Raw genomic sequence first — 22337 nt, 5'->3', positions numbered from 1 at the left:
AGGTGTGCTGCCTACGCGGCGGCGCCGGCCTTCGGTGCCGACGTGTCGGCGGGAAGAGCCTTCTTGGCGGTCTCGACGAGAGCCGCGAACGTGGCGGGCTCGTTGACGGCCAGCTCGGCGAGGATGCGGCGGTCGACCTCGACACCGGCCAGACCCAGACCCTGGATCAGACGGTTGTAGGTGAGTCCGTTCGCGCGGCTCGCAGCGTTGATGCGCTGGATCCAGAGGCGACGGAAGTCACCCTTGCGGGCACGGCGGTCACGGTAGCTGTAGACCAGCGAGTGAGTGACCTGCTCCTTGGCCTTGCGGTAGAGGCGCGAGCGCTGGCCGCGGTAACCTTCGGCGCGCTCGAGGATGACCCGACGCTTCTTGTGGGCGTTGACCGCCCTCTTAACTCTTGCCATTTCTCAAATTCCTTTATACGTCGTGACGTCGGGGGGTTACTTGCCGAGCATCCGGCGGACGACCTTGGCGTCCACCTCGGGAACGATCTGCTCCTGGTTCAGCTGGCGCTTCTGCTTGCTGGACTTGGTCTCCAGGTGGTGGCGCATGCCGGACTGCTGCTTCATGACCTTGCCGGTGCCGGTGATCTTGAAGCGCTTCTTGGCCCCGGAATGGGTCTTCTGCTTGGGCATTACTTCTCCTCGTTCGTCGCCTCGTCGGGCGAACTCTGGTCGGACTGCGCAGAGTCGTCTGCGGCAGCAACCGGCTCGTCGGCGGGGGCGTGAGCCCGCGCCTTGGAGGCGGCACGTTGTGCGTTGGCCTCGGCCTTGGCCTCTGACTTGTTCTTCAGAGGGCCGATGACCATGACCATGTTCCGACCGTCGATGGTCGGGGTCGATTCCACCGAGCCGAACTCGGCGACATCTTCTGCGAAGCGCTGGAGCAGGCGCACGCCCTGGTCGGGGCGCGACTGCTCGCGGCCGCGGAACAAGATCATGGCTTTGACCTTGTCGCCGGCCTTCAGGAAGCCTTCGGCGCGCTTGCGCTTCGTCTCGTAGTCGTGCTTGTCGATCTTGAGGCGGAACCGCACCTCTTTGAGGATGGTGTTCGCCTGGTTGCGCCGGGCCTCCTTGGCCTTCTGCGCAGCCTCGTACTTGAATTTGCCGTAGTCCATGATCTTCGCGACAGGCGGCTTGGAGTTGGGAGCGACCTCAACCAGATCCAGGTCTGCCTCCTGTGCGAGACGGAGGGCGACCTCGATCTTGACGACGCCGACCTGCTCACCGCTGGGGCCGACGAGGCGAACTTCGGGGACGCGGATACGGTCATTGGTACGGGGATCGCTGATGCTTTTCTCCTCTGATCAAGCGATGCTTGCAGCCTCGCCCCGTCGGGTGACGGAAGCGGCGAAAGAGGATTTTCCACGCACCAACACACTCCTGCGAATTTCTCGCAGGCTTGGTACCGCACCCTGGCTGCCCCCGCGCTTGCGCGCGATGACGGAGTGCAACAACCCGGTAACCTTGTAAGCGGTCAAGCGCGGGTGGGAGGAATCTCCACTTTCGTCCGAGGCAGATGCCCCGGAGCCCGAGCAATTCTAACAGAGGAACGCAGTGAGCGACACACCCCCCGTCGACCCGTCCGCAACCGACGACCTCGACGTCGATATCGAGGTCGACGTCGACGCCTACGACGAGGCGGCGCGCGACATCGCCGAGGTGCCGGCGGTGGAGGTCATCACCACCACGGCCGTGCACCTGATGAGCGCCGCCGCCGTCAAGTGCGGACTGGCCGACGACCCAGCCTCGCAGACCGACCTCGACGAGGCGCGCAAGCTCATCGACGCCCTGGCCGGCCTCGTCACGGCGAGCGCCCAGCACCTGGGAGACCAGCACGCGCGCAGCCTGCGCGACGGCCTTCGCTCGCTCCAGCTCGCGTTCCGCGAGGCCTCCCCGATCCCCGACCCGATCGGCAAAGGACCGGGCGAGAAGTACACCGGACCAGTCAGCTAGAGACCCCGGCCGCCAGGCCGGACCCCTGCGGCCGCTCGATTAGCCTGGCTGTATGACCTTCACGCCACCGCCGCCCGTCACCACCCGACCGACGCTCGAAGGCACGTTCGGGATGTCCGCCTCGACGCACTGGCTGGCGACGGCCAGCGCGCAGTCCGTCCTGGAACGCGGCGGAAACGCCTTCGACGCGGCGGTGGCGGGCGCGTTCGTGCTGCACGTGGTCGAACCGCACCTCAACGGGCCCGGCGGCGACCTGGTGGCCATCTTCGCGACCGCAGAAGACTCCTCCCCCATCGTTCTCGCCGGGCAGGGACCGGCCCCGGCGGCCGCCACGCGCGAGCACTACCTCGCCGAAGGCCTCGAACTGGTGCCGGGCTCCGGGGCTCTCGCCGCCGCCGTCCCCGGAGCGGTCGACGGCTGGCTCCTGCTGCTGAGGGACCACGGCACCTGGGAGCTCTCGGAGGTGCTCGATTTCGCGATCGGCTACGCCCGGGACGGGCATCCGGTGCTGGGGCGCGTGTGCCGCACGATCGCGGCCGTCTCGCAGCTCTTCGCCGACCACTGGCCGAGCTCGGCCGCGCACTGGATGCCCGGCGGGCGGGTGCCGCAGGCCGGCGACATCATCGTCAACCCGGCGTACGCGGATGTGCTGCAGCGCCTGGTCGACGCCGGCGCCGGCTCCCCCGACCGCGAGGCACGGATCGAGGCCGCGCGCACCGAATGGAAGACGGGCTTCGTCGCCGAGGAGACCGTCGCCTTCCTGAAGCAGCCGCACCGGCACTCGTCGGGCACCGACCACGCCGGCGTGATCGACGTCGGCGACTTCGCGGCGTTCAGCGCGACCTACGAGGAGCCGGTCACACTCGAGTTCCGCGGCCACACCATCGCCAAGACCGGCGCCTGGGGCCAGGGGCCGGCCCTGTTGCAGACCCTGGCGATCCTCGACGGGTTCGACGACGATCGGCTCGACCCGTCGTCCGAACTCGGCGCCCACACGATCCTCGAAGCGCAAAAGCTCGCCTACGCCGACCGGGACGCGTACTACGGCGACGGCGACGTACCGCTGGACGTCCTGCTGTCGCCGGAGTACGCGGCCACCCGGCGCGCGCTCATCGGCGAGACGGCCTCGACGGAGTTCCGTCCGGGCGCCATCGACGGCGGGGCCGGCTTCGAGCCGCCCCTGCGCACCACCTACACGGCGCCGTCGGACGGCACGGCCGCCTCGTCGGTGGCCGGAATCGGAGAGCCCACCGTCGCGGCATCCGGGGAGACCCGCGGCGACACCTGCCACATCGACGTCGTCGACCGGTGGGGGAACATCGTCTCGGCGACGCCCTCCGGCGGCTGGCTGCAGTCGTCGCCGCTCATCCCCGCACTCGGCTTCTGCCTGGGAACGCGGCTCCAGATGACCTGGCTCGAGGAGGGATCGACGGCGACGCTCACGCCGGGACGCCGGCCGCGGACGACGCTCACGCCGACGCTCGTGCTCCGGGACGGGCATCCGGTCACCGCTCTCGGGTCACCGGGCGGCGACCAGCAGGATCAGTGGCAGCTGCTCTACCTGCTGCGCACGCTCGTCGGCGGCTATTCGCCCCAGGAGGCCATCGACGCGCCGGCCCTGCACACGACATCGCTGGCGGGATCGTTCTGGCCGCGCACCTGGGAGCCGGCGGGGGCGGTTGTCGAGGACCGGCTCGGCGACGAGGTGATCGCGGGGCTGGAGGCCCGCGGGCACGTGGTCACCCGAGCCGGCGACTGGACGCTCGGACGTCTCTCGTCGGTCGGTCACGACCGCGACCGCGGTGTGCTGACGGCAGCGGCCAACCCGCGCGGCGAGCAGGGGTACGCGGCGGGCCGCTGAACATCGGGCTGGTCGCGCGCTGAGCCCGATCAGCCGCGGGCCGTGCTGCCGACCGCCTCGCGGACGACCTCGAGCGTGCGCTCGACGTCGTCCGGCCCGGTGAGCCAGTTGCTCACCGAGAAGCGCAGCACCGCCTCGCCGCGCCACGTCGACGGCGAGCCGAAGGCCACTCCCGATGCGTCGACCGCAGCGGCCACGGCGCGGGTGGTCTCGTCGTCGCCGAAGGCGAGGCACACCTGGGTGTACACCACGTCGTTCAGGATGCGCGCCCCCGGCACCTCGCGCAGCCCGGCGGCCAGGGCGGTCGCCGCGTCCGCGAGACCCTGCACCAGTTCGGCCACCCCGTCGCTCCCGAGGCGGGCGAGCGCCGCCCAGACCGGAACCCCGCGCGCCCGCCGCGACAACTCCAGCACCCGATGGCTGGGGTCGGAGTCGTGGGCGCTCGACAGGTAGGCCGCCTGCTGCGCGAACGACGCGTGCAAGACCGAGGGATCGGCGACGATCGCGATTCCCGAGTCGTACGGCACGTTCAGGGTCTTGTGCGCGTCGGTCCCCCACGAGTCGGCCGCCTCCATGCCGGAGGTCAGGTGCGCGAGCCCGGGCGCGGCCGCGGCCCACAGCCCGAAGGCGCCGTCGACGTGCACCCACGCGCCCGCCTCGTGCGCGACCTCCGTGGCGGCGGCCAGATCGTCGAACGCGCCGGAGTGGACGTTGCCGGCCTGCAGGGAGACGACGGCCGGGCCGCTGCCCGCGGCGAGCTCGTCGCGCAACGCGGTGACATCGATGCGACCCTGCTCGTCCGAGGCGACCACCGCCGGGGCACCGAGTCCGGCGTACCGGCCTGCGTCGTCGGCGGAGCCGTGACGCTCCCTGCCCGCGATGAAGCGCACCCGCGGGCCGCCGGCGAGACCTTCGGTGCGGGCATCCCACCCGACGCGGCGGAGCACCTCGTCGCGGCCGGCGATCAGTCCGACGGTGGTGGCCGTGGTCGCACCGGTGACGAAGCCGACCTCCGCCGTGCGCGGGAGCCCGAGCAGCCGAAGCAGCCAATCGCCCGCGATCTCCTCGGCGGCGACCACTCCCGGGGTGACAGCGCGCATCGCGGCGTTCTGATCCCACGACGAGACCAGCCAATCGGCGCCCAGAGCGACCGGCTGCGTCCCGCCGATGACCCAGCCGTAGAACCGCGGCGAATCCATGCGGATGAGCCCGGGCTCCACGGCGTCCGCGAGGCGGCGCAGCACCGGGACCGCCGGATCGCCCCGCGCCGGGAGCTCCCGGCCGAGCGCATCCTTCACCTGGTCGATGGTCGCCGTCGACGGGATCGTCCCGTCGCGCACCCCGTCGAGCCAGCGTGCTGCGAGCGCCGAGGCCTCACCGAGCACCTCGTCGAAGGCGTCGGCGCGAGGATCGTGCGAACTCTCGCCCACGCCGCAGATTCTCCACCCGCCGGGCGAGCCGCGTCAACGCGTGGCTACCCTGGTGACATGGATGCGGAAGCCGTCCGGGCCCTCGCGCTCTCCCTCCCCGAGGTGGAGGAGTACACGCACGGGGACCTGCCCGCCTTCCGGGTGCGCGGCCGGCGCTTCGCCACCATGCTCGAGAGGTCCAGCGTCCACCTGATGCTCGGCGAGGCGGGCATCCGCGAAGCCGCCGCCGCGTGGCCGGAGCACTGCTCGGAGCGCTGGTTCGCCGGCCGGCTGTCGTCGGCGCTGGTCGACTTCTCGCGCATCGAGCCGCAGCTGATGCGCGAGCTGGTGACGGATGCGTGGCTCACGCGAGCCCCGGCCTCCCTGCGTCGTCAGGTGGGGCCCTGACGCAGTCGGACCCTTCTCACCAGGTGGGCGGTCGACGATGCTGCCAGCGGACCCTCCGCTCGAGCTGCGTCGCGAGCGACAGCAGCGTCCGCTCCCCGCCCGGTCGGCCGATCAGCTGCACGCCCATCGGGAGTCCGTCCGCGGTCTGCGACACCGGGAGCACGATCGCGGGAAGCCCCGACACGTTGAGCATCGAGGTGAACGGGGTGTACTGCACCTGCTGCTCGAAGTTGCGCTCACCGTCCTCCTGATCGAACCAGCCGATCGGGCGCGGGGTCAGCGCGAGCGCCGGCGTCAGCACGGCGTCGAACGACGCCAGTTGTGCGATGAGCGAGCGCTCGTACGCGGTCAGCGCTCGCAGGGCCTCGCCGAGTTCGCGCGCCGACAGCGCACGGCCCCGGCCGACCAGCCAGCGGGTCAGGGGCTCGAGCAGCTCGAGGGCGTCGCCTTCGGCCGGGATGCTCGCAGCACCCGCCTGCCAGATCGTGCGGAACGCGGGTGCGTACGTCGGGTCGGGCGTGAGGGCCGTCTCCTCGATGCCGTGACCGATCCCGGCGAACACGTCGACGGCGGCGTCGAGCGCTGCGCGTGCATCCGGCGCGATCGTGATCTCGTACGCGTCGTCCCAAGCGGAGGTCGTCATCACACCCAGCTGGAATCGCCCCTCGCCCCGAATGGCCGTACCGAGGAAGGGGCCGTCGTCGTCGTACGGCGCCCGCAGCGCGTAATGGTGGTCGATGCGGCCGTCGCGCCGGGCGATCATCCCGTCGAGGAGGAGCGCGGCGTCGGTCGTGGTGCGGGCCAGCGGGCCGTCGACCACGAGCCCGGCCAGCGAGTCGATCCCGCTGCCGGCCGGTACGAGACCCCGCGACGGCTTGAGCCCGACCAGGCCGCATGCCGCGGCAGGAATACGAATCGAGCCGCCTCCGTCGGAGCCCGGTGCGAACGGCAGCATCCCGCTGGCGACGGCCACCGCTGCGCCGCCGCTCGACCCGCCGGCGCCGAGCTCCGGGTTCCACGGATTGCGGGCGGGAGGCGCAGCGAGCGACTCGGTGTAGGCGGGCAGCCCGAACTCGGGCGCATTGGTCTTGCCGAGGCTGACCCCGCCTGCGGCATCCAGCGTCTCGACGATCTCGTCGGAGGTGTCCGGCACGAAGCCCGCCATCACCCGGGAGCCGAAACCCGCGGGGACGCCGGCGCGCAGCCACAGATCCTTGTCGCCGAACGGCAGACCCCAGAGCGGGGCGGTTCGCGGGACCTCGGCGGCCACCCGGTCCGCCCGCGCGAGCGCGGCCTCCCGGGTGACGGTGACGAACGCGCCCAGCTCGGGGTTGAGCCGCTCGATCCGGTCGAGGTAGTGGGCAGTCAGCTCGCGGGGCGACACCCGCCCGCTCTGAAGCTCCTGCCAGAGGTCCAGAGCGGTGAGCTCGTGAAGGTCAGCCATGCTTCGAGGCTAGCCCCACTACAGTGTCAGCATGGAGGAGCGGGAGCCCGTCGAGCAGGTCGTCGCCCGGCGATCGGTGATCAGGGTCGCCGCTCATTACGAACACCGCCACCCGGTCTGGCTGGTCGAGCACGCCCTGACCGCGGGCTGGATCTGGGCCGCGTTCTGGGTGCTGCTGCTCGTGCCCGCCGACCACTTCAGCCTGCACGCAGCGGTGTGGTTCGCGATCGTGATCGTCGCGGTGCTGCCCACCTTCACCGCCACGGTGATCGTGCTCAGCCAGACGCCGCACTCGCACCTGCGCCGTCCCGAGTCGGTGCTCGGGCACTTCTTCACCCGCTTCGCTGCCTACGTCGGAGCGTTCCTCGCGTGGACGCTCTCCGTCGTGCTCAGCGCGACGATCGCGGTGCAGCTGCAGAACGAGGGCAGGAACAACGAGATCGACACGCTGGGGATCGGGCTCAGCCTGCTCATCGAGGTCGTGCCGGTGGTCGTGCTCTTCCTCTGGCTCCTGCTGATCTTCCGGTACGCGTGGTTCCTGTCGCGGCTGCGCGGGTGGAAGGCACGACCGCGGAAGACCCGCATTCCGGCGTCGTTCCTGGCCGAGGAACCCCGCACGCAGCGGATGATCGTCGGGTTCGCGCATCCGGGTCTGCTGGCCGCCACCGGCGGCTTCGCCGTGCTGATCGCCCTGCTGCTCTACGTCGACGACGTCACAGTCAACCTCCTCTGACGATCCGCGCCTCGCACGGCCGCTCGCTCTCGCGCCCGCTCACGCGCTCGTGAGAAAAGTGTTGACAAATCGTCGCGAGCCTGGTTGGTTAGTTACATGAGTAACTAACCGATGAGGTTGGTCGACGGAAGGACGCACGCATGATCGACGAGGGAAAGCCGATCTTCGTGCAGATCGCCGAACAGATCGAGAACGACGTCATCGACGGCGTCTACCCTCCGGAGACCCAGGTGCCGTCCACCAACGAGTTCGCGGCCTTCTACCGCATCAACCCCGCAACCGCCGGCAAAGGGGTCAACCTCCTCGTCGACGACGGAATTCTCTACAAGAAACGAGGAATCGGCATGTTCGTGGCCGACGGCGCCCGCGAGCGCCTCATCGTCAAGCGGCGCGAGGCGTTCCGCGACGAATACCTCCGGCCCCTGCTCGCCGAAGCGGCGAAGCTCGGGATCGACCCCCAGCAACTCACCGAGATGATCTCCACGGAAGGAGTCAGCGCATGACCAGCACCGCAACTCCGACGTCGATCGCGCCGGCCGTGCACGTCGAAGGCCTCACCAAGCGCTTCGGCTCGTTCACCGCCATCGACGACATCAGCTTCACCGTCAAACCCAACAAGATCTACGGGCTCCTCGGCCGCAACGGCGCCGGCAAGACCACCATCATGCAGTTGCTGACCGGTCAGGATTTCGCCACCCGCGGCGACATCCGGGTGTTCGGCGAGAGGCCGGTCGAGAACGCCCGCATCCTCCAGAACATCTGTTTCATCAAGGAGAGCCAGCGCTACCCCGACGACTTCATGCCGAAGCACGTCTTCCGCAGCGCCCCCTGGTTCTTCGAGAACTGGGACGCCGACTTCGCCGAGCAGCTCATCGCCGACTTCCGGTTGCCGATGAACCGCCGGATCAAGAAGCTCTCCCGCGGCCAGCTCTCCGCCGTCGGCGTGATCGTCGGCCTCGCCTCGCGCGCACCGCTGACGTTCTTCGACGAACCGTACCTGGGGCTGGATGCGGTGGCCAGGCAGATCTTCTACGACCGCCTCCTCGAGGACTACTCCGAGCATCCGCGCACCGTCATCCTCTCCACGCACCTGATCGACGAGGTGGCCAACCTGCTGGAGCACGTCATCGTGATCGATCAGGGCCGCATCCTGATGGATGAGGACGCCGACGAGATGCGCGACTCCGCCATCACCGTGGTCGGCCGGCGCGGCACGGTCGACGCGTTCGTCGGCCGCCACGAGGTGCTGCACCGCGAAGGCGTCGGAGGTCTAGCCTCCGTCACCGTCGGCGCCCTGAGCCCGTCCGATCGCGCGGAGGCCCTCGCTGCCGGCCTCGAGCTCTCGCCCGTATCCCTCCAGCAACTCATCGTCCGCAAGACCAACGTCCGAGCGACAGAATTCGAGCAGAGCGCATGACCGCCATCGCACCGGAGGCCGCGATCCTCCGCACCACGCCCGCCTCCGGCCAGCGCATCTGGCGCGTGGTCCGCCTCAACATGGTCAACAAGTGGAGCACCATCTGGTTGCCGATCATGATCATGGGGTTCATCTGGGTGGTGAACTATCTGATCTGGTGGATCATCTGGGTCGCCGCCGGACCGAAGGACCGCGCCGACGCCCTCCAGAACACGCAGTGGAGCGGCGGAGCGTTCTACATCTTCGTCTACATGCTCGTGGTGGGCATCACGGTGATCAGCCTGACCTTCCCGTTCGCCCTCGGCTACAGCGTGACCCGCCGCGACTTCTATCTCGGCTCGGCGCTCACCTTCGGGATGCTCGCAGCGGGCTACTCGCTCGGCTTCACCGTCCTCTCCCTGATCGAGGAGGCGACGGGCGGCTGGGGTCTCGGCGGCCACCTGTTCACCTCCATCTACTTCGGAGGCGGCGGCGTCTGGTCGCGGCTGTTCATCGTCTTCGCCGCGATGCTGTTCTTCTTCTTCGTCGGATCGACCAGCGCCACGATCTTCATGCGCTGGAGGGTGAACGGTCTTCTGCTGGCCGGCGCGATCCTGGTGCTGCTCCTGGTCGGCGCCGTCGCCCTGATCACGTTGACTGGCAGCTGGGCGGCTGTCGGCACCTGGTTCGCGACCATGGGTCCGACCGGTGTGGTGGCCTGGCTGCTGGTGCCCACGGCGCTCGGGGCGGTGGCCGGCTTCTTCATCCTGCGCAAGGCGACGCCGAAGAGCTGAGCCGCCGAACGCATGGACGTGGCCGGGGACCCGACGGGTTCCCGGCCACGATTGTTCATCCGCCTCGCCACGGCCGGGCCGCAGCTATCCCTGTTGCGAGCCGTCCGTTGATGACGTGGTCTCACCCTAGGTCGGCGGGATGCCGCGCGACCGACGTCTCACGGCATCCAGAAACAGTGCAAAGCCAACACTCAGCCGGCGCTGGCGTCGCCCGCGTTCCCGAGCTCCTGGAAGACGGTCAGCTGCAGGTCCGCCGGCCCCGCGAGCCGCGCGTTGAGCGAGTTCCACGGCGTGACCGTCGGCGGTGCGATCAGCTCGGCGCCGGCCTCCACCAGGCGCGCAGTGACCGTGCGGCCGTCGCCCACTTCGAAGGCCAGCCGGATGTGCGGGGCGACCGGTCGCCCCACCTCCACCTCGTCGATCATCGCCTTCTGCGCGGAGTTCGCGATCTCGAGCGTCGCGCGACCCGCGTCGAGGATCGCCACCCTGGCCCCTCCCTCGCCCGAATACGATTCCTGCTCGTCGAGCCCGAGGACGTCCCGGTAAAACGCGAGTGCCGCGTCGTAGTCGTCCGCCTCCACCACGATCCGCAGCTGCCGGACCCCTGCCGTGTCGCCCATCCGCCGCCCTCCTCGATCGGTACGTTTGTCCCAGTGTCCGGCGTCCGCCCGACTGACAGGAGCAACCCGCCGTGCTCGGCTATGTATTCCTCGCCATCGCCATCGTCACGGAAGTCGTCGCGACCACGTTCCTCAAGTTCACGTCGGGCGACGACGCCCGCTGGTGGGCGTTCGTCATCGTCGTGGTCGGCTACGTCGCCTCGTTCGTGGCGCTGTCGCAGTCCCTCGCCCGCGGCGTCCCGCTGGGCGTCGCCTACGCGATCTGGTCGGCGGTGGGAGTCGTGGCGATCGTGCTGATCTCGTGGGTGTTCTTCAAGGAGTCGCTGACCTGGGTCCAGATCGCCGGCATCGTGCTCGTCATCCTCGGCGTCGGCCTGCTCGAGCTCGGCGGCCGGCCCGCCTGAGGTTGGCACGCCCGTCACGAACGCGCGGACTAGAACTTCCGTGCGAACGGCAGCGGCTTGCGCATCCGGATCAGCAGCAGCAGCGGGATGAGGACGTACGGCCCGTTGTAGAGCAGGAAGATGAACGGCTGCGGCGTGCGCTGGGCCACGTCGCCGAAGAACTCGACGCCGAAGATCGGGATGCCCGTGAGGCTGATGATCATTGTGGCGTAGATGACCGCGTAGAGCTGGATCCAGTTGTAGCCCTTGGACAGGCAGACGATCAGCAGCACATAGAACGGCAGGTAGATGAACGCCGACGTGCCCGTGATGAACCGGAGCCAGATCGGCGGGTTCTCGTAGAGCGGGTCGTACTGCGACGAGTACGTGTAGTTCCACTGCGCGAACAGGTTGTGCGTCGTCGCCGTCTGCGGAATGCCCAGGGTCGGGATCGCGTCGCTGATGATGCAGGTCACGATGAACAGCGAGAAGACGCAGATGAAGAAGATGTCGATCGGACGTTTGCGCAGGGGCAGATTCGGCGGCGTCGCGGGGGCGGCGGCGACCGTCTGCTGATTCGTAGTCGCGGTACTCACGCAGACACCCTAGTGAGTTCTGCGGCGGCCCGACAGCATCGAACCGCCGCGCGACGAATAGCTGGACGAATCGCTATTTGAGCGACTTCTGCATCAGCACGGTGCCGAGCCAGCGGTCGAACTTGTAGCCGACGCGCCCCATGCGCCCGATCTCGGTGAAGCCGAAGTTCTCGTGCATCTTGATCGACGCCTCCGCCCCCTTGTCGGCGATGACGGCGATCATCTCCTTCAGCCCGGCCGCCTTCGACTTGTCGATGAGCGCCTGCATGAGCACGGGCCCGAGACCCTTGCCGGTCGAGGCGGCGCCGAGGTAGATGGAGTTCTCGACCGTGAACCGGTAGGCCCGCTTCTGCTTCCACGGCGAGACGAGGGCGTAGCCGAGGATCTGCCCGCTCGGCGAGACGGCGACGATGAAGGGCATCCCGAGCTTCTCGAGGTAGGCGAACTTCGACTTCCACTCGCGCAGCGTCATCGCGTCCTCGTCGAACGTGACAGTGCTGTTGGCGACGTAGTGGTTGTAGATCTCCCGCACCCAGGGCAGGTCGGCGGCCACCGCATCCCGGATGCTGAACTCGAACGGCGTCTCGGCCGGCTCGCTCTTGCGCAGGTGGGGCGGGAGCTTCCGTCGTGTCTGGTATTCCTCTTCAAGCACGGGCACCAGCCTACGCTCGGCGCGTTTCGCGCGCGTAAATACCGGGTGCCCGGACCGCCGACCTGGACCGTGGGTCCCGGACCGGGTCGCTCAGGGTTCGAGCGCCCAGTCGACCGGCTTCTCGCCCAGGTCCGCCAGCAGCCCGTTGGCCCGCGAGAACGGCCGCGAGCCGAAGAAGCCGCGCGACGCCGACAGCGGGCTCGGATGCGCGGACTCGATCACCGGGTTGCCGTCGAGCAGCGGCTTCAGGGTCGACGCGTCCCGACCCCACAGGATCGAGACGAACGGCGTGCCGCGGGCGACCAGCGACCGGATGGCGTACTCGGTCACCGGCTCCCACCCCTTTCCCCGGTGCGAGGCCGGCTCCCCCGGCCGCACGGTCAGTACGCGGTTGAGCAGCATCACGCCGTGCCGGGACCAGGCGCTGAGGTCGCCGTGCGGCGGTGGAGCGAGCTGCAGGTCGTCGCGCAGCTCGCGGTAGATGTTCTGCAGGCTGCGCGGCAGGGGCCGGACGTGCCGTTCCACGGCGAACGACAGGCCGATCGGATGCCCGGGAGTCGGATACGGGTCCTGACCAACGATCAGCACCCGCACGTCCGCGAGGGGAGCCTGGAACGCCCGGAGCACGTTCGGCCCGGCGGGCAGGTAGCCGCGGCCGGCCGACACCTCCGCCCGCAGGAACGCGCCCATGTCGGCGATCCGGTCGGCGATCGGTTCGAGGGCGGCCGCCCAGCCGGGGTCCATCGAACCGTCCGCAGCCAGCTCGGCGAGGGTCTTGGGCACGGCGGGTGCGACTATTCGCCGGCCGTCACCGGCGGGAGAGCCGACCACGGGAAGGTGATCCAGCGATCGGTCTTGCGCCAGACGAAGTGGGGCTCGAGCACCGTGCGGGGCTTGCTGTAGAGGCACACGGTGCGCACGTCGGCTCCGGATGCTGCGATCAGGTCGACCACCATGGCGAGCGTGCGCCCCGAGTCCGACACGTCGTCGACGAGCAGCACCCGCTTGCCGCCGAGCGCGGACTGATCGAGCATCGGCGGGAGGACGACCGGCTCGGGCAGCCGCTCGTCGACACCGGTGTAGAACTCGACGTTGAGCGCGCCGCACGCCTTGATGCCGAGCGCGTAGGAGATCGCGCCGGCGAGCAGCAGCCCACCGCGGGCGATCGCGACGACCAGGTCGGGCTCGAAGCCCGACTCGACGACCTCGCCGGCCAGATGGCGGGACGCCTCGCCGAATTCCAGCCACCCGAGGACCTCACGCTCCGTCTCCGCGAGAACGGTTGATCCGGAGTCGTCGAGTTCGCTGGCCATCCACCTACCGTACCCGTGCGACGGCGGTGCTAGCATCCACGAATGACGTCACAGAGGACGAGCGGGCCCGACCGCGCCATCCCCACTTCTCGCCGTGGTTCCGTTGCGATCGGCGTGACCGCCGGCCTCATCGGATGGCTCGCCTTCGTCGAGGTGACCAGCGGCATCCTGCAGGGCTACTACGTGCCCCTGATCTCGGACATCGTCAAGCATCTCGGCATCCATGACGCCGACTACAACTGGTTCGAGGCCGCGCAGCTGCTGCTGTCGGCTCTGGTGGTGCCGGTGCTGGCGAAGCTGGGCGACATGTTCGGCCACAAGCGCATCCTGCTGATCGCCACCGTGCTGACGGCGCTGGCGACGTGGGCGCTCGCGTTCTCGTCGAACTTCACCACCTTCCTCATCGCGTTCGCGCTGCAAGGCTTCTACGTCGTCTGGCTGCCCTTGGAGGTGGCACTGATCTTCGATCGCGGGCGCCGCTCCGGCACCGCGGCCTCGCAGACCCGGCGCGCCGCCGGCCTGCTCGTCGTCGCGCTCGAGGCGGGCGCCATCGTCGGCGCCATCGGGGCCGGCCTGCTCTTCGAGGCGTTCGCCCAGAACGTCACCCTCACACTGATCGTCCCGGCCGTCGCCGTCACGCTCGTGTTCTTCGCCATCCTGTTCGGCGTCCCCGAGTCCGAGCCCGCGCCCGGCCGCCGCCGCCTCGACGGGGTCGGCTTCGGCATCCTGACGCTCGGGCTCCTGCTGATCACTTCGGGCCTCACGTTCCTGCGCATCAACGGCGTCGGCACCTGGTGGGTGTGGGTGCTCATCGTCGCCGGCATCCTCACCTTCATCCCCTTCGGCCGGTACGAGCTGAAGCAGGAGGACCCGGCCATCGACCTGCGGGTGCTGCGCCGCCCGAACATGTGGCCGGTGCAGCTGACCGCCGGCCTGATCGGCATCAGCCTGCTCGGCGCGCAGGCGCCCTTGAGCACGTTCGCCGGCACCGACCCGGTCAACGGCTACGGCCTCGGACTCTCGGCGGGCCAGCGGAGCATCCTGATCGGCGCCTACCTGATCTCGATGATCGTCGGCGCTCTGCTGTTCCCCGTGCTGTCACGGCGGGCGACTCCGAGGGGCGCCCTGATCGTCGCCGCGTTCCTGGTGGCGATCGGCTATCTGCTCTTCCTGCCGTTCCACCAGGAGACCTGGCAGGTGTTCACCAACATGGCCATCGCCGGCATCGGATCCGGCGCCCTGGTCGGGTCCCTCCCCGCCGCAGCCGCCGCCGCTGCGCCCCGTGGCCAGACCGGCATCGCGACCGCGCTGACCAACACCACCAAGACCATCGGCGGCTCATTCGCGTCGGCCGTCTTCGGCGTGGTGCTGCTGGCGGGCGCGGCCACGGTGACCGCCACGGCCGCCAGCCTGTTCGGCTACATGCTCGTCTGGACGATCTGCGGCCTCGGTGCCCTCGTGGCCGCCGTGCTGCTCTTCTTCGTCCCCAAGCTGGCGTTCGCCGATGCGGAACCCGCGCAGCCCGCGGAGGCCGCGGAGGCTCCCGTTGCCTGACGCAGGAGGTGCGCCCCCGCATGCGCCGCCGCGCCCGCGGGTATCCGCGCGCCCGCATGCGCTCGCTTCCCCATCCACTCTCCTCCCACCCACAGAGACCTCTCACACGCTGAGTTGTCCCAAATTGTCGTTATGGGCCGCCATTTCGCCCTGATAACGACAATTTGGAACAACTCACGCGAGGAACGAGTCCCTCGCCTGTGGACAACCGCGCCCACTGACTCTTTCCCTGCCTGAAAACCTCCCACACGCAGAAACCACTCCCCGACCGAAACCTCCCACCCGCAGAAACCCGTCCCCGCCCGAAACCTCCCACCCCCAGAGACCTCCTGACGCTGAGTCGTTCCAAAGTGTCGTTATAGGCCGCTATCTCGCCCTCATAACGACACTTTGGAACAACTCACGCGAGGAGCGAGCCCGCGCCTGTGGACAACTGCAGGCTGGGGGGCGGCCTGGCCTTCCGCGCGCGTGAAAGGGCCCCGTGAACATCGCTCACGGGGCCCTTCACTTCAGCGGATGCGGAACGCGGACGCGGAACGCCGAACGCCGAACGCAGCCTCCGCTACACCCGCGCAGCCTGCGCGACCGACCGAGCGGCCGCCAGGCCCGCCTCGAGGTCCGCCTTCAGGTCCTCGACGTTCTCGAGGCCCACCGAGAGGCGCACCAGGCCGGGGGTGACGCCCGCGGTCAGCTGCTGCTCGGGGGTGAGCTGTGCGTGGGTGGTGGACGCCGGGTGGATCACCAGGCTGCGCACGTCGCCGATGTTGGCGAGGTGGCTGAACAGTGAGAGGTTGTCGACCAGCGCGCGGCCGGCATCCACCCCGCCCTTGAGCTCGAACGAGAGCACGGCGCCCACGCCCTTCGGGGCGTACTTGTTCGCGGCCGCATACCAGGGGCTGGTGGGCAGCCCCGCGTAGTTGACCGAAGCGACGTCGGGGTGGTTCTCGAGGAACTCCGCGATCTCCTGCGCGTTCTGCACGTGGCGCTCGACACGCAGCGAGAGCGTCTCGATGCCCTGGATGAGCTGCCACGCGCTGGCCGGGGCGATCGCCGAGCCGAGGTCGCGGAGCAGCTGCACGCGGGCCTTGATGATGTAGGCGAGACCGTCACCGACCGCCGCGGTGTAGCTGGCGCCGTGGTACGACGGGTCGGGCTCGGTGAGTCCCCGGAACTTCTCGACGTTCTTCGACCACTCGAAGGTGCCGCCGTCGACGACCACGCCGCCGATGACCGTGCCGTGGCCGCCGAGGAACTTGGTGGCCGAGTGCACGACGATGTCGGCGCCGAACTCGAACGGGCGGATCAGGTACGGCGTGGCGATCGTGTTGTCGACGATCAGCGGGACGCCGGCCGCGTGCGCCACGCCGGCGACGAGCTCGATGTCGAGGATGTTGATCTTCGGGTTTCCGATGGTCTCGGCGAAGAACAGCTTCGTGTTGGGGCGGACCGCGCGGCGCCACTCGTCGGCGTCGTCCTGGTTCTCGACGAACGTGGTCTCGATGCCGAGCTTGGCGAGGGTGTACTTGAAGAGGTTGTACGTTCCGCCGTAGATCGAGCTGGAGGAGACGATGTGGTCGCCGGCCTGCGCGATGTTGAGGATCGCGAACGTCGACGCAGCCTGGCCGGATGCGACGAGGAGGGCTCCGGTGCCGCCTTCGAGAGCGGCGACCCGCTCCTCGACGACAGCCTGGGTGGGATTCTGGATGCGCGTGTAGATGTTGCCGAACTCGGCGAGCGCGAACAGGTTCTTGGCGTGCTCGGCGTTGTTGAACACGTACGAGGTGGTCTGGTAGATCGGCGTCGCCCGCGCATTGGTCACGGGGTCGGGCGCAGCGCCCGTGTGGATCTGCTTGGTTTCGAACTGCCAGTCGGCGGCATCGGTCATGGCGTCACTCCTTCGGGTTTCGGTGGGGCGTGCGGCATGCCACCGCCTCTCCTGCAGAGTAGGCTCGCGCGCCGGCGCCGGCAACGCGCGCGAAACACGACGTAACCCCCGGATGCTCGGCAGCGGGCCAGAATAGACGGCATGAGTACGAGACGTGTGGTCGTGACCGGTGCGAGTTCGGGGATCGGGGCGGCCGCGGTGCGCCTGTTCCGCGCGAGAGGCTGGGACGTCGTCGGTGTCGCCCGGCGTGCCGACCGCCTCGAGGCCCTCGCCGCCGAGACCGGTGCAGAGACGTTCGTCGCCGACCTGACGAAGCAGGACGACGTCGATCGTCTTGCCGCGCAGCTCGCAGCGACCGGCCCCGTCCACGCCCTGGTCAACAATGCGGGCGGCGCCCACGGGCTCGACTCGGTGGAGAAGTCGGAGATCGAGGACTGGGTGTGGATGTTCGAGATCAACGTCATCGCCACCAAACGTGTGATCAGCACGCTGCTCCCCTTGCTCCGTGCGGGAGCCGCCGACGACGGGCACGCCGACATCCTGAACGTGACCTCGATCGCGGGCCACACCGCCTACGTGGGCGGCGGCGGGTACAACGCGGCCAAGTTCGCCGAGCACGCCCTCACCGAGGTGCTGCGCCTGGAGCTCAACGGCGAGCCGATCCGGGTGGTCGAGGTGGCTCCCGGCATGGTCGCCACCGAGGAGTTCTCGCTCGTGCGCTTCGGCGGGGACAAGGCCAAGCGCGACGCCGTCTACGACGACGTGCCCGAGCCCCTGACCGCCGAGGACGTCGCCGAGACCATCGTCGACGCCCTCGAGCGGCCCGGTCACGTCGACCTCGACCTCATCGTGATCAAGCCGGTCGCCCAGGCGGCGCCGTACCGGTTCCACAAGGGCGCGCTCCAGGTTCGGACCGACTGAGATGGCCGCCCAGGGGAATCTGCGCGCGCGCAAGCGCTGGGAGGACGCCACAGCGTGGCCGCTCATCGCCGCGAGCGTGCTGTTCCTGATCGCGTACTCCTGGGGGATCCTCGAGCCCCGGAGACCCGGTTGGCTCTCGATCACCCTGGCCGTCGTCCTCGTGCTCGTCTGGGTCCTGTTCGTCGTGGACTTCGTGGTGCGCCTGTCACTCAGCCCGCGCAAATGGGAGTTCGTGCGGCAGAACCCGATCGATCTCGCGTCGGTCCTGCTGCCGCTCGCCCGTCCGTTCCGGCTGCTGAAGGAGCTCTCCAAGGTGCCGCTGCTGCGGGGGAACACCGGTCAGCACCTGCGACGACGCGTGGTGATCATCGCGGCGTCGTTCGTGGTCATGTTCATCTACGTGATCTCGCTCGCCGTCTACTCGGTGGAACGGGATGCGCCGGGCGCCAGCATCACGAGCTTCGGCGACTCCGTCTGGTGGGCGATCGTGACGATGGCGACCGTCGGTTACGGCGACTACGTCCCTGTCACCGTGACCGGTCGCGTCCTCGCCGTGCTGCTGATGATCGGCGGCGTGGGAATCGTGGGAACGGCGAGTGCGACGATCGTGACCGCCTTGAACGACCGAACCGCCCATCTGCGCCAGAACCGCGACGACCACTCCCACGGTCACGAGCTCGGGCACTCACCCGAACTCGATCTGAGCGTCGGCGACGAGCGCACCGACGCCGACGGCGAGAGCTAGGAATCGTACCGACGTAACACAGCCACGCGCCGCTCCCTACTCGGACAGAATTGGCCTATGGAGTGGCAGACATCAGCTGATACGGCCCCGTCGAGTTTCATCACGGAGGCACAGGCGCGGTCGCTCCTCGGCAAACCCCCGGCGAGCGGCGCCTGGAAAGAGAGCGACGAGGAGGGCGGACGGCGTTTCGCCGGAATCGGCGCCTTCGAGTTCGAGAGCGGCGAGACCCTCCCGTACGTACGGGTCGCCTACGAGACCTGGGGCGAGCTCTCCCGCGAGCGCGACAACGCCATTCTGGTGCTGCACGCCCTCACGGGAGACAGCCACGCCGTCGGAGCGGCCGGCCCCGGGCATCCGACCCCCGGCTGGTGGCAGGGGATCATCGGCCCCGGCAAGGCGATCGACACCGACAGGTTCTTCGTCGTCGTCCCGAACATGCTCGGGGCGTGCCAGGGCACGACCGGTCCCGCGTCGATCGCGCCGGACGGCGCCGAGTGGGGGCCACGGTTCCCGTTCACGAGCATCCGGGACCAGGTCAACGCCCAGGCCGCGTTCGCCGACGCCATCGGCATCGAGCGCTGGGCGGGCGTGGTGGGCGGCTCGATGGGCGGGATGCAGGCCCTCGAGTGGGCGGTCGCGTACCCCGACCGCGTCGAGCGGCTCGCGGTGATCGCCGCACCCCCGTTCTCGACCGCCGACCAGATCGCCCTCAACTCGGTGCAGATCGAGGCGGTGCGCACCGACCCGCTCTTCCGAGGCGGCCTGTACTACGACGCCGCCGACGGCGAGGGACCCCACCAGGGTCTCGCCCTCGCCCGGCGGATGGCACTGCTCAACTACCGAAGCCCCTCCGAGCTCAACGAGCGGTTCTCGCGGTCGTGGCAGAGCGGCATCAGCCCGCTCGGCGACGGCGGCCGGTTCGCGGTGGAGTCGTACCTCGACTTCCACGGGAACAAGTTCACCCGGCGTTTCGACGCCAACAGCTACATCACGCTGGTGCAGGCGATGAACTCGCACGATGTCGGCCGCGGTCGCGGCGGCGTGGCGGAGGCCCTGACCCGGGTGACCGCCCGCACACTGGTCGTCGGCATCGACAGTGACAGACTGTTCCCTGTCGAAGGTCAGCGGGAGATCGCACGGCACCTGCCCGGCACGATCGACGGTGCGGTTCCAGTGGTAATAGAGTCGGATTTCGGACACGACGGCTTCTTGATCGAAGACGATGCAGTCAGCGAGCAGCTCCGCCGCCTGTTCGACGCCTGAGCAGAACGGAGAAGCATGTCACGCATCCAGAAGGAGCGTGATCGCCTTCTCTCCGTCACGGCGCGCAACATCGGACTCACCGCGACCGCGACGGCTCTGTTCTGCCTGAGCATCCCGGGCGCGCTGCCGCTGCCCCTCTACCTGGCCTCGATCGTGCTGCTCGCAGCGCTCGCCTTCGCCCAGTTCCAGCTGACGTCGAACCAGAACGTCTGGATCGTGACGATCGTGGTCGCCGGCAACGCGCTCATCCTGCTGCATCTGCTGCCGGCCACTCCCCTCGACCCGGCCGCCCTGAGCGCGGTCGGGATGATCTCGGCGGCGGCCATCGCCTGCGTCTCGATCGTCTGCGTGACCTCGTTCAAGCGCTGGGTCTTCGTCGGTGTCGCGGCCGTCGTGACGCTCGGAACCCTCATCACCACGCTCCTGGCGACCGACTCGCGGTTCGGCGAGCCGGTGGTGTTCACCGTCGCCGGCTGGATCGCGATGGGCTCCGTCGGATTCTGGCTCTCCCGCACGGTCCCGCGCACTCTCAAACGCATCTCCACCATGAGCCGCGCGTACCGCGTCGAACGGCAGGCCAGCGAGACGGAGGCCCGGCGCCGTCAGGGAGCCCGGCTCCTGCACGACACGGTGCTGGCCACCCTCACACTCCTGGCGCACTCCGGTGTCGGGGTGAGCGTGGCCGCCCTGCGCGAGCAGGCGGCCGAGGATGCGGCGCTGCTGCGGCAGCTCCGGCTCGGCTTCACACCTGACCCCACGTCGTCGGGCGACTACAAGCTGAAGCCGGTCGAGGAGTCCACGCTCGGCAACACGCTCGAGTCCGTCAAGCAGCGCTTCCGTCGCATGGGCCTGGAGGTCAACTGGCACGGCACCGGCCAGGTGCTGCTGCCGAGCGACGTGCTCGACTCGTTCCTGCTCGCCCTCGCCGAATGCCTGGAGAACGTGCGCCGTCACTCCGGTGTCAGCGAGGCCCACGTCACGATCACCGACGACGAGACGACCGTGCGCGCGATGGTCACCGACGCGGGGAAAGGCTTCGACGTCACGACCATCGAGGAGGGCCGACTCGGCTTCACCGAGTCGATCGTCGCCCGGCTGCGCGACGTGGGCGGCAACGCGCGCCTGTTCTCGTCCCCGGGCTCGGGCACCACCGTCGTCCTGGAGGTGCCCAAGTGAGCCGGACCGTCGAGCAGACCGTTCCGCGCCCGCGGACCACGAGCGAGCGGGATGCCCTCGGTCGGGCCCGCCTCGACCTCGGCTTCAACATCGCCGCCCTCGCGCTGATCGCCTATCAGCTGGTCGTGATGATCCTGAACATCTCGACGTACACCGCGCTCCCCCTGAGTTGCGCGGCGTGGGGCATCCTGATCGCAACGCTCGTCGTCGTGCTGATCGTGCATCCGCGTCTGCCCGACGATCTGCCGAACTGGATGTTCTACAGCGCCCTCGGGCTCTGGGGGCTCGCGGCCGCGCTCGACATCGCCGGCACCTGGGGCCCCGGGGACAACGGCGCCCCTCCCACGGCGGCGGTCGCCGTCGGGTCGATGCTCCTGCTCTGCGCGACCGTGCGCCCGGCCCGCGACATCGTCGTGCCGGCGATCGCGCTCGGTGTCGCCCTCGCCGCCGCGTTCGCTCTGCGCGGCCAGCACGACGCCTCCGCGCTGGGCCCGGCCTTCGTCTCCATCGCGCTCGCGGTCGCCCCACCGCTGCTCGGTGTGCAGATCGTCCGTTCGCTGCGCACGCTCGTGCAGCTCGAGCTCGACCTCGTGCAGGTCCAGAGCACGGTCAGCTCACCGCGCTACGCGGTCGGCATGATGGCGTCGGAGGAGCTCGCACGCCTCGACCTCGCCGCCGAGCGACTGCTCGACGGCGTCGCCAGCGGCCGCACCCCGCTGCCGCTCGACGAGGCGACGGCCTCCGGCGCGGCGTCGATCGCGACCGAGCTGCGGCTGCACCTGATCCAGGGCCGGCGCGAGACCTGGCTCTACCACGCCATCACCGAGTCCGCGCTCCTCGGCCCCTCGGTCACGCTGAGCGATTCGGACGGGCTGGCCGGTGTTCTCACCCGCGACCAGCGCGACGGTCTGCTCACCGCCGTGTGGTTGCTGATCAGCGATCCCGTGCGCCAGGGGGCCGTGCAGACGCGCAGCCTGCAACTCGACATCGAACGTCCCCGCGCGGCGGAATCGGGCGACCCCAATGCGGGTGTCAGAATACCTATCGTGATCACTGCCACCGGAGTGCCGCGAAACGGGGTTGACCCCGCGGCGTGGCAAGCTATCAAAAAGGTGGGCCGCTTCGTCGAGACCTTCTCGGGATCGACCCTGCGGATCGAGATCGAAAGCGTCACAGACAACCCGGCCGACCTCTAGCCGCCGAAAGGCGGCTTCCGGAAATCGCCAGAA

At 69.2% G+C, this 22337-nt stretch carries 25 protein-coding genes; 14 read left to right on the top strand and 11 right to left on the bottom strand.

Annotated features, from left to right (window positions below; genetic code table 11):
* Positions 1–11 precede the first annotated feature (11 nt).
* From rplT to infC, 3 genes are read right to left on the bottom strand one after another with little or no spacing between them, the layout of a single operon-like run.
* Positions 12–404, bottom strand: coding sequence for a 50S ribosomal protein L20 (gene rplT, locus ACFVV5_RS07385; RefSeq protein ID WP_387241201.1), 393 nt, complete (start codon positions 402–404; stop codon positions 12–14).
* A 36-nt stretch (positions 405–440) separates the two neighbouring features.
* Positions 441–635, bottom strand: coding sequence for a 50S ribosomal protein L35 (gene rpmI / locus ACFVV5_RS07380; protein WP_387241197.1), 195 nt, complete (start codon positions 633–635; stop codon positions 441–443).
* Positions 635–1291 (bottom strand): translation initiation factor IF-3, encoded by a 657-nt coding sequence (gene infC, locus ACFVV5_RS07375; RefSeq protein WP_387241352.1) that lies wholly within the window; start codon positions 1289–1291, stop codon positions 635–637. The genes rpmI and infC overlap by 1 nt, the downstream gene beginning before the upstream one ends.
* A 319-nt stretch (positions 1292–1610) precedes the next feature.
* On the opposite strand from infC, the gene ACFVV5_RS07370 reads away from it, so the two are divergent.
* A complete protein-coding gene (locus tag ACFVV5_RS07370) occupies positions 1611–1955 on the top strand; it encodes a DUF1844 domain-containing protein (RefSeq protein ID WP_387241349.1) in 345 nt (114 codons plus the stop codon).
* Between the two features lie 52 nt (positions 1956–2007).
* Entirely contained in the window at positions 2008–3816 is a 1809-nt protein-coding gene (locus ACFVV5_RS07365; RefSeq protein WP_387241194.1) for a gamma-glutamyltransferase family protein, read from the top strand.
* Positions 3817–3845: 29 nt separating this feature from the next.
* Here the strand turns inward: ACFVV5_RS07365 and ACFVV5_RS07360 are convergent, their stop codons facing one another.
* Complete coding sequence (locus ACFVV5_RS07360) at positions 3846–5246, bottom strand: pyridoxal phosphate-dependent decarboxylase family protein (RefSeq protein WP_387241191.1); 1401 nt, start codon at positions 5244–5246, stop codon at positions 3846–3848.
* A 57-nt stretch (positions 5247–5303) separates the two neighbouring features.
* On the opposite strand from ACFVV5_RS07360, the gene ACFVV5_RS07355 reads away from it, so the two are divergent.
* The gene (locus ACFVV5_RS07355; protein WP_387241188.1) at positions 5304–5633 is read left to right on the top strand and encodes a hypothetical protein; all 330 of its coding nucleotides are present in this window, start codon (positions 5304–5306) and stop codon (positions 5631–5633) included.
* Between the two features lie 16 nt (positions 5634–5649).
* Here ACFVV5_RS07355 and ACFVV5_RS07350 read toward each other — a convergent pair whose 3' ends face one another.
* Positions 5650–7077 carry an amidase gene (locus tag ACFVV5_RS07350; RefSeq protein WP_387241185.1) on the bottom strand — a complete coding sequence of 476 codons (1428 nt, stop codon included), beginning with the start codon at positions 7075–7077 and terminating at the stop codon, positions 5650–5652.
* 31 nt (positions 7078–7108) lie between these two features.
* Between ACFVV5_RS07350 and ACFVV5_RS07345 the strand changes: the two genes are divergently transcribed.
* The 4 genes from ACFVV5_RS07345 (at position 7109) to ACFVV5_RS07330 (ending at position 10000) form a co-directional block, all read left to right on the top strand.
* Positions 7109–7810: a hypothetical protein gene (locus ACFVV5_RS07345; RefSeq protein WP_387241182.1), complete on the top strand. Its 702-nt coding sequence runs from the start codon at positions 7109–7111 to the stop codon at positions 7808–7810.
* A 140-nt stretch (positions 7811–7950) separates the two neighbouring features.
* The gene (locus ACFVV5_RS07340; RefSeq protein ID WP_387241179.1) at positions 7951–8313 is read left to right on the top strand and encodes a GntR family transcriptional regulator; all 363 of its coding nucleotides are present in this window, start codon (positions 7951–7953) and stop codon (positions 8311–8313) included.
* Complete coding sequence (locus ACFVV5_RS07335; RefSeq protein WP_387241176.1) at positions 8310–9227, top strand: ABC transporter ATP-binding protein; 918 nt, start codon at positions 8310–8312, stop codon at positions 9225–9227. The genes ACFVV5_RS07340 and ACFVV5_RS07335 overlap by 4 nt, the downstream gene beginning before the upstream one ends.
* Entirely contained in the window at positions 9224–10000 is a 777-nt protein-coding gene (locus tag ACFVV5_RS07330) for a hypothetical protein (RefSeq protein ID WP_387241173.1), read from the top strand. Before ACFVV5_RS07335 ends, ACFVV5_RS07330 begins: the two co-directional genes overlap by 4 nt.
* Before the next feature lie 191 nt (positions 10001–10191).
* Here the strand turns inward: ACFVV5_RS07330 and ACFVV5_RS07325 are convergent, their stop codons facing one another.
* Positions 10192–10620 carry a VOC family protein gene (locus ACFVV5_RS07325; RefSeq protein ID WP_387241170.1) on the bottom strand — a complete coding sequence of 143 codons (429 nt, stop codon included), beginning with the start codon at positions 10618–10620 and terminating at the stop codon, positions 10192–10194.
* Positions 10621–10691: 71 nt separating this feature from the next.
* Between ACFVV5_RS07325 and ACFVV5_RS07320 the strand changes: the two genes are divergently transcribed.
* Positions 10692–11024 (top strand): DMT family transporter, encoded by a 333-nt coding sequence (locus ACFVV5_RS07320; protein ID WP_387241167.1) that lies wholly within the window; start codon positions 10692–10694, stop codon positions 11022–11024.
* A 29-nt stretch (positions 11025–11053) separates the two neighbouring features.
* On the opposite strand, the gene ACFVV5_RS07315 is transcribed toward ACFVV5_RS07320, so the two are convergent.
* The 4 genes from ACFVV5_RS07315 to ACFVV5_RS07300 form a co-directional block, all read right to left on the bottom strand.
* Positions 11054–11599 carry an EXPERA domain-containing protein gene (locus ACFVV5_RS07315; RefSeq protein ID WP_387241164.1) on the bottom strand — a complete coding sequence of 182 codons (546 nt, stop codon included), beginning with the start codon at positions 11597–11599 and terminating at the stop codon, positions 11054–11056.
* A 73-nt stretch (positions 11600–11672) separates the two neighbouring features.
* Positions 11673–12251 (bottom strand): GNAT family N-acetyltransferase, encoded by a 579-nt coding sequence (locus tag ACFVV5_RS07310; RefSeq protein WP_387241161.1) that lies wholly within the window; start codon positions 12249–12251, stop codon positions 11673–11675.
* A 90-nt stretch (positions 12252–12341) separates the two neighbouring features.
* A complete protein-coding gene (locus tag ACFVV5_RS07305; protein ID WP_387241158.1) occupies positions 12342–13034 on the bottom strand; it encodes a uracil-DNA glycosylase in 693 nt (230 codons plus the stop codon).
* A gap of 11 nt (positions 13035–13045) precedes the next feature.
* The gene (locus tag ACFVV5_RS07300) at positions 13046–13564 is read right to left on the bottom strand and encodes a phosphoribosyltransferase (RefSeq protein WP_387241155.1); all 519 of its coding nucleotides are present in this window, start codon (positions 13562–13564) and stop codon (positions 13046–13048) included.
* Positions 13565–13606: 42 nt separating this feature from the next.
* Between ACFVV5_RS07300 and ACFVV5_RS07295 the strand changes: the two genes are divergently transcribed.
* The gene (locus ACFVV5_RS07295) at positions 13607–15118 is read left to right on the top strand and encodes an MFS transporter (protein ID WP_387241152.1); all 1512 of its coding nucleotides are present in this window, start codon (positions 13607–13609) and stop codon (positions 15116–15118) included.
* Between the two features lie 562 nt (positions 15119–15680).
* Here ACFVV5_RS07295 and ACFVV5_RS07290 read toward each other — a convergent pair.
* Positions 15681–17003 (bottom strand): bifunctional o-acetylhomoserine/o-acetylserine sulfhydrylase, encoded by a 1323-nt coding sequence (locus ACFVV5_RS07290; protein ID WP_387241149.1) that lies wholly within the window; start codon positions 17001–17003, stop codon positions 15681–15683.
* Positions 17004–17144: 141 nt separating this feature from the next.
* Here ACFVV5_RS07290 and ACFVV5_RS07285 point away from each other — a divergent pair, with 141 nt between their 5' ends.
* The 5 genes from ACFVV5_RS07285 to ACFVV5_RS07265 are packed head-to-tail and all read left to right on the top strand — an operon-like array spanning position 17145 to position 22304.
* Positions 17145–17924, top strand: coding sequence for an SDR family oxidoreductase (locus ACFVV5_RS07285; protein WP_387241146.1), 780 nt, complete (start codon positions 17145–17147; stop codon positions 17922–17924).
* Position 17925: 1 nt separating this feature from the next.
* Complete coding sequence (locus ACFVV5_RS07280; RefSeq protein WP_387241143.1) at positions 17926–18669, top strand: potassium channel family protein; 744 nt, start codon at positions 17926–17928, stop codon at positions 18667–18669.
* A gap of 57 nt (positions 18670–18726) precedes the next feature.
* On the top strand, positions 18727–19932 hold the full coding sequence (locus ACFVV5_RS07275) for a homoserine O-acetyltransferase (RefSeq protein WP_387241140.1): 1206 nt from the start codon (positions 18727–18729) through the stop codon (positions 19930–19932).
* 15 nt (positions 19933–19947) lie between these two features.
* Entirely contained in the window at positions 19948–21108 is a 1161-nt protein-coding gene (locus ACFVV5_RS07270) for a sensor histidine kinase (RefSeq protein WP_387241137.1), read from the top strand.
* Positions 21105–22304 carry a hypothetical protein gene (locus ACFVV5_RS07265; RefSeq protein WP_387241134.1) on the top strand — a complete coding sequence of 400 codons (1200 nt, stop codon included), beginning with the start codon at positions 21105–21107 and terminating at the stop codon, positions 22302–22304. Before ACFVV5_RS07270 ends, ACFVV5_RS07265 begins: the two co-directional genes overlap by 4 nt.
* The last annotated feature ends 33 nt before the right edge of the window (positions 22305–22337 follow it).

The sequence above is a fragment of the Leifsonia sp. NPDC058248 genome, from assembly GCF_042881905.1.
Classification (GTDB): domain Bacteria; phylum Actinomycetota; class Actinomycetes; order Actinomycetales; family Microbacteriaceae; genus Leifsonia.
The sequence above is the reverse complement of the archived record's forward strand: the minus strand, read 5'-3'. Positions and strand labels throughout refer to the sequence as shown.

Excerpts from the sequence above, each read along its gene's own strand:
- rplT (WP_387241201.1), bottom strand. The coding sequence starts at position 404 with ATGGCAAGAGTTAAGAGGGCGGTCAACGCCCACAAGAAGCGTCGGGTC.
- rpmI (WP_387241197.1), bottom strand. The coding sequence starts at position 635 with ATGCCCAAGCAGAAGACCCATTCCGGGGCCAAGAAGCGCTTCAAGATC.
- ACFVV5_RS07365 (WP_387241194.1), top strand. The coding sequence starts at position 2,008 with ATGACCTTCACGCCACCGCCGCCCGTCACCACCCGACCGACGCTCGAA.
- ACFVV5_RS07355 (WP_387241188.1), top strand. The coding sequence starts at position 5,304 with ATGGATGCGGAAGCCGTCCGGGCCCTCGCGCTCTCCCTCCCCGAGGTG.
- ACFVV5_RS07350 (WP_387241185.1), bottom strand. The coding sequence starts at position 7,077 with ATGGCTGACCTTCACGAGCTCACCGCTCTGGACCTCTGGCAGGAGCTT.
- ACFVV5_RS07345 (WP_387241182.1), top strand. The coding sequence starts at position 7,109 with ATGGAGGAGCGGGAGCCCGTCGAGCAGGTCGTCGCCCGGCGATCGGTG.
- ACFVV5_RS07340 (WP_387241179.1), top strand. The coding sequence starts at position 7,951 with ATGATCGACGAGGGAAAGCCGATCTTCGTGCAGATCGCCGAACAGATC.
- ACFVV5_RS07335 (WP_387241176.1), top strand. The coding sequence starts at position 8,310 with ATGACCAGCACCGCAACTCCGACGTCGATCGCGCCGGCCGTGCACGTC.
- ACFVV5_RS07330 (WP_387241173.1), top strand. The coding sequence starts at position 9,224 with ATGACCGCCATCGCACCGGAGGCCGCGATCCTCCGCACCACGCCCGCC.
- ACFVV5_RS07325 (WP_387241170.1), bottom strand. The coding sequence starts at position 10,620 with ATGGGCGACACGGCAGGGGTCCGGCAGCTGCGGATCGTGGTGGAGGCG.
- ACFVV5_RS07300 (WP_387241155.1), bottom strand. The coding sequence starts at position 13,564 with ATGGCCAGCGAACTCGACGACTCCGGATCAACCGTTCTCGCGGAGACG.
- ACFVV5_RS07295 (WP_387241152.1), top strand. The coding sequence starts at position 13,607 with ATGACGTCACAGAGGACGAGCGGGCCCGACCGCGCCATCCCCACTTCT.
- ACFVV5_RS07290 (WP_387241149.1), bottom strand. The coding sequence starts at position 17,003 with ATGACCGATGCCGCCGACTGGCAGTTCGAAACCAAGCAGATCCACACG.
- ACFVV5_RS07285 (WP_387241146.1), top strand. The coding sequence starts at position 17,145 with ATGAGTACGAGACGTGTGGTCGTGACCGGTGCGAGTTCGGGGATCGGG.
- ACFVV5_RS07280 (WP_387241143.1), top strand. The coding sequence starts at position 17,926 with ATGGCCGCCCAGGGGAATCTGCGCGCGCGCAAGCGCTGGGAGGACGCC.
- ACFVV5_RS07275 (WP_387241140.1), top strand. The coding sequence starts at position 18,727 with ATGGAGTGGCAGACATCAGCTGATACGGCCCCGTCGAGTTTCATCACG.
- ACFVV5_RS07270 (WP_387241137.1), top strand. The coding sequence starts at position 19,948 with ATGTCACGCATCCAGAAGGAGCGTGATCGCCTTCTCTCCGTCACGGCG.